This window comes from Streptomyces griseus subsp. griseus, assembly GCF_003610995.1.
Taxonomy (GTDB): Bacteria; Actinomycetota; Actinomycetes; order Streptomycetales; family Streptomycetaceae; genus Streptomyces.
This window is the reverse complement of sequence record NZ_CP032543.1, coordinates 3,982,521-3,997,503: the sequence shown is the minus strand read 5'-3', so window position 1 is coordinate 3,997,503 and position 14,983 is coordinate 3,982,521. Positions and strand designations below refer to the sequence as shown.

General features: G+C 71.6%; 13 protein-coding genes, 2 tRNA genes and 1 other RNA gene. 2 read left to right on the top strand and 14 right to left on the bottom strand.

Annotation, left to right across the window (positions count from 1 at the left end; all coding sequences use genetic code 11):
- Positions 1–20: 20 nt before the first annotated feature.
- A tRNA-Gly gene (locus D6270_RS17845) sits at positions 21–96 on the top strand.
- A 52-nt stretch (positions 97–148) separates the two neighbouring features.
- Here the strand turns inward: D6270_RS17845 and D6270_RS17840 are convergent.
- From D6270_RS17840 to ffs, 6 genes are all read right to left on the bottom strand, one after another.
- The gene (locus tag D6270_RS17840; protein ID WP_109164519.1) at positions 149–1,063 is read right to left on the bottom strand and encodes a phosphoribosylaminoimidazolesuccinocarboxamide synthase; all 915 of its coding nucleotides are present in this window, start codon (positions 1,061–1,063) and stop codon (positions 149–151) included.
- Positions 1,064–1,158: 95 nt separating this feature from the next.
- Positions 1,159–2,613, bottom strand: coding sequence for a N,N-dimethylformamidase beta subunit family domain-containing protein (locus D6270_RS17835; RefSeq protein ID WP_109164520.1), 1,455 nt, complete (start codon positions 2,611–2,613; stop codon positions 1,159–1,161).
- 169 nt (positions 2,614–2,782) lie between these two features.
- On the bottom strand, positions 2,783–4,453 hold the full coding sequence (locus D6270_RS17830) for a M48 family metalloprotease (RefSeq protein WP_109164521.1): 1,671 nt from the start codon (positions 4,451–4,453) through the stop codon (positions 2,783–2,785).
- 427 nt (positions 4,454–4,880) lie between these two features.
- On the bottom strand, positions 4,881–6,131 hold the full coding sequence (gene purD / locus D6270_RS17825) for a phosphoribosylamine--glycine ligase (RefSeq protein ID WP_109164522.1): 1,251 nt from the start codon (positions 6,129–6,131) through the stop codon (positions 4,881–4,883).
- A gap of 379 nt (positions 6,132–6,510) precedes the next feature.
- Complete coding sequence (locus D6270_RS17820) at positions 6,511–8,829, bottom strand: DNA polymerase III subunit gamma and tau (protein ID WP_109164523.1); 2,319 nt, start codon at positions 8,827–8,829, stop codon at positions 6,511–6,513.
- 124 nt (positions 8,830–8,953) lie between these two features.
- Positions 8,954–9,050: signal recognition particle sRNA small type (gene ffs / locus D6270_RS17815), an RNA gene on the bottom strand.
- A gap of 131 nt (positions 9,051–9,181) precedes the next feature.
- On the opposite strand from ffs, the gene D6270_RS17810 reads away from it, so the two are divergent.
- Positions 9,182–9,269, top strand: a tRNA-Ser gene (locus D6270_RS17810).
- A gap of 80 nt (positions 9,270–9,349) precedes the next feature.
- On the opposite strand, the gene D6270_RS17805 is transcribed toward D6270_RS17810, so the two are convergent.
- The 8 genes from D6270_RS17805 to D6270_RS17770 all read right to left on the bottom strand — a co-directional run bounded on the left by D6270_RS17805 (position 9,350) and on the right by D6270_RS17770 (position 14,930).
- On the bottom strand, positions 9,350–10,609 hold the full coding sequence (locus tag D6270_RS17805) for a tyrosine-type recombinase/integrase (protein ID WP_097967329.1): 1,260 nt from the start codon (positions 10,607–10,609) through the stop codon (positions 9,350–9,352).
- Positions 10,610–10,618: 9 nt separating this feature from the next.
- Positions 10,619–10,864, bottom strand: a complete 246-nt coding sequence (locus tag D6270_RS17800) for a helix-turn-helix domain-containing protein (RefSeq protein ID WP_109164524.1) — start codon at positions 10,862–10,864, stop codon at positions 10,619–10,621.
- 122 nt (positions 10,865–10,986) lie between these two features.
- Positions 10,987–12,381, bottom strand: coding sequence for a DNA primase family protein (locus tag D6270_RS17795; protein WP_109164525.1), 1,395 nt, complete (start codon positions 12,379–12,381; stop codon positions 10,987–10,989).
- Entirely contained in the window at positions 12,378–13,304 is a 927-nt protein-coding gene (locus tag D6270_RS17790) for a bifunctional DNA primase/polymerase (RefSeq protein WP_109164526.1), read from the bottom strand. The genes D6270_RS17795 and D6270_RS17790 overlap by 4 nt, the downstream gene beginning before the upstream one ends.
- An 85-nt stretch (positions 13,305–13,389) precedes the next feature.
- Complete coding sequence (locus D6270_RS17785; RefSeq protein WP_109164527.1) at positions 13,390–13,713, bottom strand: hypothetical protein; 324 nt, start codon at positions 13,711–13,713, stop codon at positions 13,390–13,392.
- A gap of 1 nt (position 13,714) precedes the next feature.
- The gene (locus D6270_RS17780) at positions 13,715–14,323 is read right to left on the bottom strand and encodes a hypothetical protein (protein ID WP_109164528.1); all 609 of its coding nucleotides are present in this window, start codon (positions 14,321–14,323) and stop codon (positions 13,715–13,717) included.
- 11 nt (positions 14,324–14,334) lie between these two features.
- Positions 14,335–14,523 (bottom strand): hypothetical protein, encoded by a 189-nt coding sequence (locus tag D6270_RS17775; protein WP_109164529.1) that lies wholly within the window; start codon positions 14,521–14,523, stop codon positions 14,335–14,337.
- Positions 14,524–14,678: 155 nt separating this feature from the next.
- Positions 14,679–14,930 (bottom strand): hypothetical protein, encoded by a 252-nt coding sequence (locus D6270_RS17770; protein ID WP_109164530.1) that lies wholly within the window; start codon positions 14,928–14,930, stop codon positions 14,679–14,681.
- Positions 14,931–14,983 lie beyond the last annotated feature (53 nt).

Genomic DNA, 14,983 nt, shown 5'->3' with positions numbered 1-14,983 from the left:
GCATCGCGCTTCGGCGCAACGCGGACGTAGCTCAGTTGGTAGAGCGCAACCTTGCCAAGGTTGAGGTCGCCAGTTCGAACCTGGTCGTCCGCTCCATGGAACAGAAGGCCCCGGTCGACAGTGACCGGGGCCTTCTGCGTATCTCCTGCTACCAGTTGGAGCCGGTCAGGACCTCGTACGCCTCGATGTACTTGGTGCGGGTCGCGTCCACGATCTCCTGCGGCAGCGCCGGCGGCGGCTGCTCGCTCGCACGGTCCCAGCCGGAGTCCGGCGAGGTCAGCCAGTCCCGGACGTACTGCTTGTCGTACGAAGGCTGCGCGCGGCCCGGCTTCCAGGTGACGGCGGGCCAGAAGCGCGAGGAGTCCGGTGTCAGCACCTCGTCGGCGATGATCAGCCGCTCGCCGTCGCCCTCGCCGGTCCTCTCGAAGCCGAACTCGAACTTGGTGTCGGCCAGGATGATCCCGCGCTGGTGCGCGATGTCCCGGGCCCGGCGGTAGACGTCGAGTGTGGTCCGCCGCAGCTCGGCGGCCGTCTCCACCCCGACCTCGCGGGCGATCCGCTCGTAGCTGACGTTCTCGTCGTGGTCGCCGACGGCCGCCTTGGTGGCCGGGGTGAAGATCGGCCCGGGCAGCTCGGAGCCGTCGACGAGCCCCTCGGGGAGGCCGATGCCGCAGACCGTACGGGAGGCGTTGTACTCGGCCAGCCCGGAGCCGGTGAGATAGCCGCGGGCCACGCACTCGACCTGCACCATCCGCAGCGACTTGCAGATGAGGGTGCGCCCCTCCCAGTCCGCCGGGGCGCCGGGGGGCAGCTCGGTGGAGAGGACGTGGTTGGGCACCAGGTCGGCGAGCTGGTCGAACCACCAGAGCGAGAGCTTGGTGAGGACGCGGCCCTTGTCGGGGATCTCGGAGGGCAGGACCCAGTCGTACGCGGAGATCCGGTCGCTGGCGACCATGACGAGGTCGCCCGCCTCGTTCCGGTAGAGGTCACGCACCTTGCCGGTGTGCACATGGGTGAGGCCCGGAACCTGCACGGGCTCGGGCTTTTCTACAAAACCGGACACGGTGCCTCCGCGTAGATTGATCCAGGAGCGGTTCCGATTGTCCCGTATCCGCGGGGCGACGACGGGAGCGGGTCCGTGGACACGCCCGGCAGCCGTCAGTCGCGCTTGCAGATCCGGTCGAGGAGGTTGGCCGTGGCCCGCTGGATGCGGGGGTCGGTGTGGCCGGGGCGGTCCAGGGCCGGGGACCAGGCGAAGGTGCCGGAGGCGAAGACGAGCGCGCCGGAGGGGGCCTGGTAGAGCGAGGTCTCCTGGTGACGGGTGGCGCCCTCGGAGTCCTGGTACGGCGAGTGGGCGAGCAGGATCCGGTTGTCGTGCTCCGGCAGGCTCGTACGGGGGAAGTAGCGGTCGGCCTCACCGGCGACCAGGCCCGGGACCTCGTCGCCGTCGGCCGCGCCCGTGGCGTCCCACAGCCAGTGCTCGGCGTTGCGCACGACGAGCGGGCTGGGCTCGGGGACCCGGCCCGCGTACTGGATGCCCAGGAGCTGCTGCTCGGGCCGGTCCACCTCGCGCCAGAGCGCGGACTTGCCAGGGCCCCGGCGCTTGCGACAGGTCAGCAGGCGGTCGGGGATGCCGGAGGCGGAGGGGGCGAGGCCCACCTGCCAGTACATGGTGTTGGCGGAGAGGAAGACGAGCGAGGTGCCGGAGTCGCGGGCGCGCTCGGCGGCCCGGCGCATGGGCGTGGACCAGTATTCGTCGTGGCCGGGGAAGACCAGGCCCCGGTAACGGCTGGGGTCGACGCGGCCCGCGTGCAGGTCGCGGGCGTCGGCGTAGGCGAGGTCGTAGCCGTATCTCTCGGCCCAGCGGATGAAGTCGTACGCGTGCCCCACGTGCAGCGGCAGGCCCGCCCCGGCGTACGGGCGGTCGAAGGAGATCGTGACGGCGGCGTCCTCCTCGCCGAGCAGCCGCCCCCTCTCGTCCCACGCGTGGTAGAGGCTGGCGCCGGTGCGGCCGTCCTCCGGATAGAGGTTGTACGCCTGCCAGGTGATGTCGGGGAGCAGGAGCAGCAGGTCGGCGGGGTGGTCGTGGCGGACGGTGAACGGGATGTGCGAGCGGTACCCGTCGGCGGTCGTCAGGACCGCCACATACGCGCCGACCGACCAGTAGGTGGGGATCTGGAGCCGCCAGGACATCCACCAGTGGTGGCAGGAGACGGTCCGGTCGGCGGCCAGCGGCGGCGGCTGGACGATGCCGGAGAGGCGCGGGCTGGTGGTGATCTTGGCCGCGCCGTCGCCGCCGTAATGACCGATCCGGTAGATGTCCACGGAGAACTGCTGGGGCGGGTCCACGGTGATGTGGAAGTCGATGGCCTCGCCGGGGGCGGCCGCTCCGGGCGAGACGAAGCCCTTGATCTGGCGGCGCACGTCGTCGGCGGTGCGGGTGCCGCCGCCGGTGCCCCGGCCGAGGTCGGCGTACCAGGGGACGACCTGGCCGGTGTCGTCGAAGTAGTTCTCACTGCCGCGCAGCCAGGGCAGCGGGCCCTGGCCGAAGGGGTCGCTGACCGCGTGCGCGAGGGCGCCCGACTCCCATCGGCGAATCTGCTCCGCCCCCATGCCGCGCCCCTCCCTCAGGTCCCCCGGACAACTCAGGCGCGCACGGTGTCAGCGCCGATCCCCAGCACATCACATAACGCACGCACTCCGTCACCCTTCGTCGTGAATTGACGTGAACGGAACCTTTCCTTCCGGATCGGGTCGTGTGCGGCCGTCGACGGCCGCACGGTCACACCAGTCGCACGGGCTTGTCGGAGCGGACGCCCACCTCGGCCAGCCAGGACCGCAGCGGGTCCGGGTCGCCGTCCTCGACCAGGGTGAGGACCGGCACCGCGAGGTCCGCCCGGCGCTCGCCGTCGACGAGCAGCGCGGGCCCGTCCAGCCAGTCGAGGCCGGGCGCCGCGCCCGCCGTGTCCACGGCCGCGCAGCAGACCATGGCCGCGACATGGTCGGCGAGCAGCTCCGTGCCCGTACGCGGCGGCTGGAGCGGGAAGAGGGGGAGCGGGTCCGGGCCCCAGAGGTCGAGGGGGTCCTGGCCGGCGCCGGACGCGGGCTGCGGGGCCGGGCCGGGCGCGGGGGCCTGGGCGTCGTCGCGGGCGACCGCCGCCCCGATACCGGCCGCGAGCTCCTCCCCGGGCTCGCCGGGACCGGCCAGGTGCTCCATGACGCGGGCCAGGGTGGGGACCGCCGGGTCGGCGGCGGAGGCCGGGGGGACGCCCATCGCGTCCAGCACACGGTGCAGCCGGGCCGCCTCCGTACGCCACTTCCGGTCGACGACCTCGTCCGGATACTGCTGCCAGTCCACCGGCGCCCAGTCCGGACCGCTCTCCGCCGGACCGCCGTGGAAGAGCCGGGCGGCGAGCAGGGAGGTGGCCTCGTCGGCGACGCCGGGCTCCTCCAGCAGGTCGCAGGCGGGGCGCTCGCCGAGGCGTGAGGTGAAGCCGTCGGCCAGCCGGTCCCGGCGGGAGAGCTCGGTGAGGGCGGAGACCACCCCGGCGTCCAGCCGCGAGGGCCAGCGGCCCATCCGCCAGGCGGGGAGCGCGACCCGGGTCAGCAGCCGGTCCCAGCCCGCGTAGGCGAGGCCGACCTGCTCCTGGGCGGCGATGCGGAGCGCGTAGTCGACGCCCTGGGCGCGCATGGAGGCCGTGGCCGCCACGCACCGCTCCATCTCGGCGGCGTGCTCCCGGCAGGCGCGCAGCAGCAGCCGGGCGATCCAGCCGGCGAAGGTGACCGGCGCCCCGCGCAGCGCGCCCCGGCCGGGGGCGGCTCCGTCGGCCACCGCGGCGTCCAGGCCCCGGACGAAGCGGCGGGCGGCGGCTATGTCGGGGTGCGCGGACGAGTCGGTGCCCGCCACGACGGGGGCGAGGACGGCGCGGAGCTCGGCGACCCGCATCCACCAGAGGAAGGGGGAGCCGATGACGAGGACGGGGGCGGTGTTCTTGGCCTCCGATGCCGCTTTTCCGCCGCTGCGGCGGGTGCGGCTGCCGCGGTGGGTGCGGTCCTCCAGCCAGCTGTCGCAGTCCGGGGTCAGCGCTATGGCCGAGGGCGCGGGGACGCCGAGCCGGTCGGCCAGCTCCCGGACCAGCCGGTAGAGATCGGGGGCACCCTCCTCCGCCACGGGGACGGTCGGGCTCACGGCGGGCCGGGCCCGCGCGACCGACACCGCGACGGCCGCGGCCACCAGCAGCACCACGACGGCGACCCCGAGCACCGCCCAGCGCACACCGTCCCAGACGGGCCCGCCGAGGTGCCCCTGGGCGCCCGCGGCGAACAGCACGACCGCCACGGCCGCGGGCGTGATCACCACGGCCAGCGCCCTGCTGCGGATCCGCAGCAGGGCGAGCGCTCGGGCCTGTGCGGCCCGCGCACCCAGCTCCTCACCCACGTCGATACCGGACACGGCCGGATGTCACCCCCTCTGCCCCGCGACGGTTGCTCACTCCCCCACTGTGGCACCCGTCACTGACATCGCAATGCCGGTGGGCCAAGTGCCGGAACGCTTGCGCCGCACCCTAGTTGGGGCCTCGGCGGGCGTCATCCGTCTGGCCCAGTCGTCACCCGATGGAATGGCTTTGGGTAAAGCTGCTGACGTGTTCGCGTCCGTAGGGCAGGGGTGTGGAGGGCTGGGCTGTGGAGGGCGGTGGCTTGCGCGCCTCCTCTGCGGCGCTTCATGGGTGGCACGCGTCAGGTAGGGCGCTTCGTGGGTGGCGCGCGTCATGGAGCAGCCCCTCGCGCCGCCCGCGTACGCCGGTGGCGTACGGAGGGAGGCCGGAGGGGCTGCCTGTCGTGCTGGAGTGCTGGGGCACCTGGGGCGGGTGCCCGGCGGATCAGCCTCCGGCGGCCTTCAGAGCGATGTCCGTCCGGTGCTGGGAGCCGTCGAGGCGGATGCGGCCGAGCGCGGTGTAGGCGCGCTCACGGGCGGCGGCGAGGTCCTTGCCGGTCGCGGTCACCGAGAGGACGCGGCCGCCCGCGCTGACGACGGCGCCGCCTTCCGTACGGGTCCCGGCGTGCAGGACGTACGCATCGGGCGCATCCTGCGCCGCGACATCGGCGAGCCCGTCGATCGGGTCGCCGGTGCGCGGGGTGTCCGGGTAGTTGTGCGAGGCGATCACGACGGTGACGGCCGCTTCGTCGCGCCACTTGAGCGGCGGGAGGACGTCCAGGGTGCCGTTGGCGGAGGCGAGGAGGACGGCGGCCAGCGGCGTGCGGAGGCGGGCCAGCACGACCTGGGTCTCGGGGTCGCCGAAACGGGCGTTGAACTCGATGACCCGCACCCCGCGCGAGGTGATCGCGAGGCCCGCGTAGAGCAGCCCGGAGAAGGGGGTGCCCCGGCGGCGGAGCTCGTCGACGGTCGGCTGGAGGACGGTTTCGAGGACCTCGTCGACCAGCTTGGGGTCGGCCCACGGGAGCGGGGAGTAGGCGCCCATGCCGCCGGTGTTCGGGCCCGCGTCGCCGTCCAGGGCGCGCTTGAAGTCCTGGGCGGGCTGGAGCGGCAGCACGGTGGTGCCGTCGGTGATGGCGAAGAGGCTGACCTCGGGGCCGTCGAGGAACTCCTCGATGACCACGCGGTCGCAGGAGAGGGCGTGGTCGCGGGCGGCGGCGAGGTCGTCGGTGACGACGACACCCTTGCCCGCCGCGAGACCGTCGTCCTTGACGACGTACGGAGCACCGAAGGCATCGAGGGCCTCGTCGATCTCCGTGGGGGTGGTGCAGACGTAGCTGCGGGCGGTGGGGACCCCGGCCCCGGCCATGACGTCCTTGGCGAACGCCTTGGAGCCTTCCAGCTGGGCGGCTTCGCCGGAGGGGCCGAAGCACGGGATGCCGGCGGCGCGCACGGCGTCGGCGACCCCGGCGACGAGCGGCGCCTCCGGGCCGACGACCACCAGCTCGGCGCCCAGCTCGGTCGCGAGGCGCGCGACGGCGTCACCGTCGAGGGCGTCGACCGGGTGCAGTTCGGCCACCTCTGCGATGCCGGCGTTGCCGGGGGCGCAGTACAGAGCGGTGACATCGGGGTCGAGGGACAGAGAGCGGCACAGGGCGTGTTCGCGGGCGCCGCCGCCGATGACGAGGACCTTCACGGGGTGCAGCCTAGCCGCCGGGGCGGGAGGGACCGGACGGCCGCCGGTAGGTGGACGGGGTCGCGGGGATGGGGAGCCTGTGGGGGCCAGGGGGCTGCCGGTCCGTGGAGGTGGGCACGGGGGCGGGGAAACCGTCGGAGAGGTCGGGTGGCCACTGGTACGTGGACGGGGTCGCCGGGGCAGGGAGCCCTGGGGGCGCGTGGTTTGTGGAGGGCGGGTCCGTCCGTGGACGGGGTCGCCGGGGCAGGTAGCCCCGGGGGCGCTGGTGTGCGGAGGGGGTCCGTGGCGCGCCGGTCCGTCCGTGGACGGGGCCACCGGGTATGTGACCCCCCCGGGGGGGGCCGACGGTCCGTGGAGGGCCGGCCCGCCTGCTCAGGGGCTACTGCTCGTTGGTGAACTCCTCCACCACGGTGGCGCCCAGCTCGCGAACGATCAGCTCGTGGCCGGAGAGGGCGGAGTCGACGAGATCCGGATCATCGGCCTCCGCGGTGTCGTCCTCGGGGGCGACGGCGTACCCGCCGTGGGAGGGCTCGGGGGCGGAGGGAGCCGCGCCCCGACCCTGCTGGGCCTGGGCCTGGGCCTGGTGGGACCGCGGTGACTGCTGCTGCCCGGAGAAGGGCGGAGCGGAGGCGGTCTGTGGGGACTGCTGGGACTGCTGCGGGTTGTGCGGCTGGTTGGGCTGCGGGGCCTGCTGTTGGTTGTGCTGCTGGGGGGCGTGCGCCGGGTTGCCTTCGTACGCCGTCGGGGTCGGGGCGGGGGTGTACTGCGGGGCGGGGGGTCGTCCGCCGCCGGAGGGCGGGAGCGGGGGGGCCGCACCGCCGCCGGAGGTGTCGACGACCGCTTCCACCCGCCACTGGGCGTTGAACCGCTCGGCGAGGGCCTGCTTGAGGACTTCCTCGCTGCCGCTGCTGGCGAAGTTGTCCCGGGCGCCCGCGTTGATGAAGCCGAGCTGGAGGGTGGTCCCGTCGAACCCGGTCACCTGGGCGTTCTGGCTGAGCAGGATCCAGGTGAAGCGGCGCCGGTTCTTCACCGCCTCCAGGATGTCGGGCCACATGCTCTGGACCTGCCCGGCGCCTTGGACCATGCCCGGTCCGCCCGCTGCCGGGGCGGCGGGTGCGGAGGGGGCCGCCGGGGCGGGGGTGGCCGGTCCGGTTGCGGCGGGGGCCTGGGCAGCGGGGCCGCTGCCGGGGGCGGACGCGGTGGGCCAGCCGCCGGGGCGCCGGGCCTGCTCGCCCCCTGCGGCGGTGGGCCAGGACCCGGGCCGCTGGGCGGGGGCCGGGGCTTCGGCAGGGGACTGCGGGGCAACGGGCTCGGCGGCAGGCGGCGCATAGGCGGCAGCGGGCGCGGGGGCCGGCGCCTCGCCCCGTACGGCGGCACGAGCGGCATCCGGACCGGCGGGAGCCGCGGGCGCGGCCTGGGGCGCATGGGCCTGCGCAGCCGGGACCTGGGGGGTGTGGCCGTGGGCCTCGGGCCCGGGAACGTACCCCATGGGAACCGCGGCGGCAGGCGGCGCCGCGAACGAGGCGGCAGCGGCGGCGGACGCACCGCGCTCCAGCCGGTCGAGCCGGGCCTGCATCGACCGCTCGTCGTCGAAGGCGGCCGGAAGCAGGACCCGGGCGCAGATCAGCTCCACCTGGAGGCGCGGCGAGGTGGCGCCGCGCATCTCGGTGAGCCCGTCGTTGACCAGGTCGGCGGCGCGGCTGAGCTCGGCGGCACCGAAGACGGAGGCCTGGGCCTGCATCCGCTCCACGACATCGGCGGGAGCGTCGATGAGCCCCTTCTCCCCCGCGTCGGGCACAGCGGCGAGGATCACCAGATCGCGCAGCCGCTCCAGCAGATCGGCCACGAACCGGCGGGGATCGTTGCCGCCCTCGATGACCCGGTCCACGACCTCGAAGGCGGCGGCCCCGTCACCGGCGGCGAAGGCGTCGATGATCGAGTCGAGGAGCGAGCCGTCCGTGTACCCGAGGAGGGAGGTGGCCATGGCGTATGTCACACCGTCGTCGCCCGCGCCGGCCAGCAGCTGGTCCATGACGGACATGGAGTCACGCACGGAACCGGCCCCGGCCCGCACGACGAGCGGCAGGACCCCGTCCGCGACGGGGCTGTTCTCCCGCCCGCACACATCGGCGAGGTAGCTGCGCAGGGTCCCGGGAGGAACGAGCCGGAACGGATAGTGGTGCGTACGCGACCGGATCGTCCCGATGACCTTCTCGGGCTCGGTCGTCGCGAAGATGAACTTGAGGTGCTCCGGCGGCTCCTCGACCACCTTCAGCAGGGCGTTGAACCCTGCCGGGGTGACCATGTGGGCCTCATCGATGATGTAGATCTTGTAACGACTGGAGGCGGGCCCGAAGAACGCCTTCTCGCGCAGATCACGGGCGTCGTCCACACCACCGTGCGATGCGGCGTCGATCTCGATGACGTCGATGGACCCCGGCCCGTTACGCGCGAGGTCCCGGCACGACTGGCACTCCCCGCACGGGGTCGGTGTGGGCCCCTGCTCGCAGTTCAGACAGCGGGCGAGGATGCGCGCACTGGTCGTCTTTCCACAGCCACGCGGCCCGCTGAACAGGTACGCGTGATTGACCCGGTTGTTCCGCAGGGCCTGCTGGAGCGGGTCAGTGACATGCTCCTGACCGATGACCTCGGCGAACGACTCGGGGCGGTAGCGGCGGTACAGCGCAAGGGACGACACATCTACGAGGTTATCGGGGCGGACTGACAACCAACCCCACACGGCCCACGCAGGACCCCCCGCCCCAGCTCGGACGGCCAACAACCACCGGCCTCCGGCGCCACCCCCGCCTTCCACCCAGGAACGCAAGGGCCCCCCACGCACCCGCCAGAGCCAACCTACCCTTGCTGCCTTCCGGCCCTGGGGGAGTTCAGTCAGATAGCGCCACGTGAGGGGCTGACGCCCACCTTAGCGGATCCCCACCGGGTCCGGTCCACCCACCCGCCCCACCGAACGACCTGCACGCCCTCCGAGGACGATCTTCGGCGAACGTGTTCGCGAGCACCCTCCAACGTCTTGTATTGTTTGCGGCGGAGGATTCGCCTAGTGGCCTAGGGCGCACGCTTGGAAAGCGTGTTGGGGGCAACCCCTCACGAGTTCGAATCTCGTATCCTCCGCCATTGCTCTCACCGGGCAATACGTCGAAGGGCCCCACCGCTTGCGGTGGGGCCCTTCGACGTTCCTAGTCTCATCTGCAGTCTCAACGAGACTCTTCGGAGCCCTCCGTGCTGTTGTCGTCAGCGTCGTTGGCCACTTCCCAGATGAGTCCTCCGACCCGCTGCGCGACGTCGGCCAGGATGCCGCCCGTCACGTGCTGGTACCGGGCCGCCATCGCCGTGGACGACCAGCCCATGATCTGCATCACGACCCGTTCGGGGACACCGAGGATGAGCAGAACCGTCGCCGCGGTGTGCCGGGCATCGTGCAGGCGCCCGTCCCGAACCTTCGCGTCGATCAGCAGCCGCTTCCAGGCGTCGTAGTCCGTGCTCGGCACCAGCGGCTCGCCTACGGGAGAGGTGAAGACGAACCCGGACTCTCGCCAGTCCTCCCCCGCGATCGCTCGCTCGCGTGCCTGCTCTCTGCGGTGGAGCTCCAGCAGTCTCACCAGTTCGTCAGGAACACCGATGACGCGTCGGCCGGCGCGCGACTTCGTGTTGGCCGTGTCCTCGTTCTTCCTGACGCGCTTCTTGCAGAACCCCGGCTTCGTGCCGCAGTCGCCGCCGCACCCGTGGAGGTACTTCGGCCTCAGCCTGTTCTTCCTGACGCGCAGGACTCCGCTGCTCGTATCGAGGTCTGCCCACCGCAGCCCGAGCGCTTCCCCTTGCCGGAGCCCCAGAGCGAGCGCGATGGACCAGCGAGCACTGTTCCGAAGCTTGGCGGCCTCCGAGAGCAGGCGCTGCACCTCTTCGATGTCGTAAGGCTCCACCTCCTCTTCCTCGATCCTCGGTGGGACCGCGAGGGTGGCGACGTTCCGTGTGACGTGGCCGCGGCGCATCGCGTGATTCAACGCGGTACGGATCGTCCGGTGCGCCTGGTGCGCGGTGGCGGGCTTGCTGCCGTTGGCCAGCATTCGGCTGTAGAAGCGCTCCAGGTGTTCGGGCTCCAGCTTGTCCAGCCGGTGAGCCCCGACGCCCGGCACGAGGTGGACCCGTACGGCCACCTCGTATCCGGCGTACGTGTTCTCTCGCACCGATGGCTTGGCGATCTCTTCCACCCAGTGCAGCAGCCACGCCTTGACGGTCCACGGACGTCCAGGCTTCCGTACCTTGCCTTCGTCCCGCTGCTTCTCCAGAGCGCGAACCTTCTTGATCACCTCCCCTTCGCTGATCTTGCTCATGACGTGGCGCCGGTCCGGCTTGCCGTCGTCACGGATGCCGACGGTCACACGTCCGTGCCAGTAACCGTCACTGCCGAGATAGATGGATGACGCCCCGTCCGGGCGCTTGGGCCGCTTGGCCATTGGTGCTCCTTACGCCGCGGCGTGGTTGTTGCTGGTCTGCATGTGCTGGTTCAGGTAGTTGATGAGCGCCTGAACGGGGACTCGTCGGCTACGGCCGAACGGGACCGTCTGGACGGCTCCGTCACGGATCAGGCCGTACATCGTGGTCCGGCCGATGCTCAGGCGGCGTGCGGCTTCCTCGACCGTCACGGCGAGGATGGTGAGATCGAGGTCCTGCGGGTTCTCTTCGTTCTTCAGCAATTCGAGCCGGGGCATGGCACTCCTCGGTGCGGTCACGCGAGCTGGTGTGTGTTGAGTCCGCATTGCTGTGTGTCGCGACTCAAGCGACTCAGAGGCCGTTTCCTGGGCGGCGTGAGTCGCTTGAGTCGCGACACCGGCTATCGCCGATCGGACGGCGTGAGCGTGATGCCGGTGTACGTGGGCACCTGCCGGCCGTACGCGTCGCGGGGTCGCGCCCGGTGCAGTTGCGGCACGACGGAGAGCAGATTCCGTCCGAACATCTGCTTGGTCCCGACGGCTCGTACGCCGTTGTCCTCGGCCCACTCGCGCCAGACCGCCCACAGAGTGTCGACCGGAACCTCACAAGCGGCACCGACGGTGCAGCGCTCGCGAATGAACGCGCTCGTCGGCGAGGCGGTGTCCTGCATCGTGATGACCGCTTCCTGTGAGGAAGGCGGGTCCGTGATCCGGCCGATGCGCTGGAGTCGGGCCAGCCCTTCCAGGGCCCAGTTGAGGATCCCGGGCATCTCGGCGGCCAGCTTGTCCGTGAGGGCCGTGTCTTCCTTGCCGAGCCAGGAAACGGTCATGTTGAGCACGATGAACCTGCGGGCGATGACCCCGGAAGAGTCCCCGAAGCTCGGTAGCTCGTTGGTGAGGATCATCAGTCGCGTGGGCAGTTTGCCGGTCCACGGGTCGCGGAACTTGCGGTCGATGTCGATGGTGTCCTCACCGGAGATGGTGAGAAGCCGTTCGACGACCTGCCCGCCGTCCTTGCCGGACAGACGGGCATCGGAGATGACCGCGAGCGGCTTGCCGAGCAACGTAGACAGACCGAAGTTGCTGCCGAGACCGGCGAGCGTCGGCCCAGCGAGATTCTCGCGCCCGACCAGTTCCTTGAGGACCCGGGCAATGGTGCCCTTCCCCGAGCGGGACGGCCCCTTGATGAGCAGGATCTTCTGTTGGTCGGTGCGGCCGGAGAGAACGTAGCCGAACCATTCCTGCAGTGCGTCCAGGGCCGCTTGGTCGTCGGGCCAGATCTGCCGCAGGAAGCGTTCCCACGTCGGTGCCGTGGCGGCGGGGTCGTAGTGGAACGGGACGGAGACGAGGTTGAAGAAGCCGGGGGTGTGCGGCAGCAGGGCCCGATCCCGGATGCGGAGCAAGCCGTTCTCACAGGCCACGATCGGGCTGCCGTCCTTGCCCGCGGCATCCTGCTCGACCCACGAGGGGGCGTCGGTGTCGGTGGGCAGGAGCGTGATGGCTCCCAGCGCATCGAGCAGGTTGCTGATCTTCTGCTTCGTGGGTGCCCAGTCTCGGGTCTCGGGCTGGCCGTCCTTCCCGGGAACGCTGTAGATGGCGTACTCCAGCCGCTTGTAGAGCGCGGACCGCATCTGCTGATCGTCCAGCTCACGCCAGCAGGTGCCGGTCCAGCGCATCCACGATCCGCGCCAGCGGCGGCACACAAGCCGCTGGTTCTCGTTCTGCCAGCTCGGGAGCAGGCGGCGCGCCACGGCCATCGGATTGGACGGAACGGGCAGTTCCTCACGGCCCGTCATGCCGCACTCGCCTCACTCGCGCCGCCCCGAACGAACCCGGAGCGGATCGCGGTGCGGCACTCTCCAGCGGGCAGACCGATCGACTGCCCGGCGCTCATGAGTTCGGTGCTGACGGCGGCCTCGGTGAGGTCCCCGCTCCGGATCATCCGGGCAAGGGCGTAGGCCGCGAAGTACACGGCACGATTACGACCGCCCTCCCGGGCGGTCAGCACCTTTTCGAGCTCCCCGCGCAGAGCCGCGGTGCTGTAGGCGGTGGCGTTGCGCATCCGGGCCGACAACTCGGACAGCGGCATGGGGGCCGGTGCGGGCTTGGGGGTGAGCAGGTCACTGAGCCACGCAGGGAGGGGAGCCGGAGACGCGTCGTGAATGATCTCGTACGATGCTCCGCCCACAGCACTGCCGGCCGCAACCACGTACCCTCCCCAGGCCCGGGTGTCGACCTTCCAGCCCAGGGCGTTGGCCGTGCTGCGTAGCCGCTTTCCGGTGGGTGCGGTGAAGTACAGGTGCTGGCCGCCGCGGCGGGTCCGCACGGTGTACGTCTCGGTCGGCAGCCGTTGCCCGGCACGCTCGCAGAGCATGGCGAGCACATCCAGGCCGTCCGCTGCTCCCGCCCACTCGGTGGGCGCGGTGTCGGTCTCGTCCTTAGGCACGTCCAAGTCCACGACCACGAGGTTGGCGGGGCCAGTGGCGATGCCGACGTTGAACGGGGCTGCCTGCCAGCACTGGGCGATCTGCTCGCTGTCGAGCGTGGCGCGCTGCTCCGGGGTGCGGTGCCCTTCCGAGCATCGGCCGGTGCCGGGGCAGTGGCGTTCGGGGTGCCCGGCCGGCCGCTTGTCACCGGGACGCAGGGGGAAGACGGGCCACCCACGCTCGGCGGCGGCCAGAGCAGCGCGCAGCAGCGCCAGGGCAGGGGTTGGTGTCATGCTGAGGGTTCTCCTGTTTCTGCGAAGGGACAAGGGAACCGGGGCGGTCGTGGTCTTTGGCGAGAGGCGACCGCCCCGGGCGTAGCTACTGCTCGCTGGACCACAGGGCGTACTGCTGGCGGACGTAGTTGCGCGGGTCGCAGATGGCGTCCGTGTCGTCCAGCTCCATCAGCCGCGCCGCAGCGAGCTCGGCTGCTGCGATGGCGTCCCCGCCGTGGCGCGCGGCTTCCCCGGACAGCGCGATGCGGTCCAGGAGCGCAGCCTTGCGAAGCCAGAACTCCCGGCCCATCCGGGTGCCGAACGGCTTGCCAGCAGCGGCCTGAGCGGTCCAGCCGATCTCACGGACCATGCTCGGGGCTGTGGCGTACGCCGTGTCCGGGGTGGGCCACTTTTCGGTGCAGGTGCTCACGTCAGTGCTCCTTGGGGGTGTCGGCGGCGGGGAGCTCAGGCAGACCAGCGTCTGTGAGCGTCTGCGGGTCGAAGCCGGGCAGGGCGGCACGGGTGATGAGCGCGGTGGCGAGTTGCTCGGCGTAGGCGGCACCCGAGCGGGCGACCTCGATCTGTGCCCCTGCTCGCAGAGCCTCCACGCGTTCGACGTGACTGTGTTCCTCGCGGCGGGTCGTGGTCTGCCGTTCGTAGTCGACGGTGTCGCGCCGGTCGGTGCGCCAGTAGCGGGCGGCGATCCCGTAGGCGACGGCCGTGGCCACGGCCCACAGCAGCAGAGGGAGGGGAAGGCCGTCGGCGTATCCGGCGACGCCTGCGAGGGCGAGGCCGCCCGAGGTGGCGAACGCGGTTCCGGCGATGACGGAGTCACCGGCGCGACCGGCCGACGCGAAAGCGCCGGCCGTTGCTGCTCCGGCGGCGAGGACGACCATCAAGGCGGCGTTGCCGGTGGAGTGTTCGGCGCCGTTGGCGTTCCAGATCCGTCCGAGGATCAGCACGGTGGAGGTGGCGAGGGCGGGGGCCACCTTGGGGGCGGCGAGTGCGGCCCAGTGGCGTTGGATCAGGGGTTCGTTCATGACGGTGCCTCCTACAGGTCGGGGATGGCGTCGATGACGGCGGTGGTGAGTTCGTTGATCGGGCCGGACGCGCCGGTGGAGGCGAGGAAGAACCCGAACATGACGGCGACGAACGCGGCTCCCCAACCGAGGGAGTTGGAGCGCAGGAGGAAGAACAGGACGAGTCCGAAGAGCAGGACGAGCGAGACGGTGACGGCCACGACGGGAACTCCTTGGAAGCTGATGGGGAGTGCTGGATAAGGTGCGGGAGCCCCGGGTGCTCGCAAGTTCGGGGCTTGGACCGGCGGTCACGCTGGCGAGCGCCTGACATGGTCGGGATCGCCTCAGGGCGGGTGACCGCCGGTCTTCTGCGTGGTTAGCGGGTGCCATCGCGGTGGAGGCGGGCGGCGACGTTGTAGAGGTGGCGGCCGATACGGATGCGTTTGCCGGTGGCCTTGCAGCGGCGGCAGTCCTTGCCGCGCTTGGTACGGCCCTTGCGGTCGGTCTTGGTCGCGAAGCCCCAGCCGCGGCACTTGCGGCAGTCTCCGAACGGCGAGACCGCACACAGACCGCCGTAACTCAGGGTGATGGACAGAAAGAATGCGCTAGCGAGCAGGGCAGGGGTCATCACGGGCCTCCCAGGCCTGTTTCGGGGGTTTGCGCAGGTGGGACGCTAGAAGC

What these genes read in the sequence shown, in the direction of transcription:
- D6270_RS17835 (WP_109164520.1), bottom strand. Translation starts at nt 2,613, where the DNA reads ATGGGGGCGGAGCAGATTCGCCGATGGGAGTCGGGCGCCCTCGCGCAC.
- D6270_RS17805 (WP_097967329.1), bottom strand. Translation starts at nt 10,609, where the DNA reads ATGGCCAAGCGGCCCAAGCGCCCGGACGGGGCGTCATCCATCTATCTC.
- D6270_RS17800 (WP_109164524.1), bottom strand. Translation starts at nt 10,864, where the DNA reads ATGCCCCGGCTCGAATTGCTGAAGAACGAAGAGAACCCGCAGGACCTC.
- D6270_RS17795 (WP_109164525.1), bottom strand. Translation starts at nt 12,381, where the DNA reads ATGACGGGCCGTGAGGAACTGCCCGTTCCGTCCAATCCGATGGCCGTG.
- D6270_RS17790 (WP_109164526.1), bottom strand. Translation starts at nt 13,304, where the DNA reads ATGACACCAACCCCTGCCCTGGCGCTGCTGCGCGCTGCTCTGGCCGCC.
- D6270_RS17780 (WP_109164528.1), bottom strand. Translation starts at nt 14,323, where the DNA reads ATGAACGAACCCCTGATCCAACGCCACTGGGCCGCACTCGCCGCCCCC.
- D6270_RS17770 (WP_109164530.1), bottom strand. Translation starts at nt 14,930, where the DNA reads ATGACCCCTGCCCTGCTCGCTAGCGCATTCTTTCTGTCCATCACCCTG.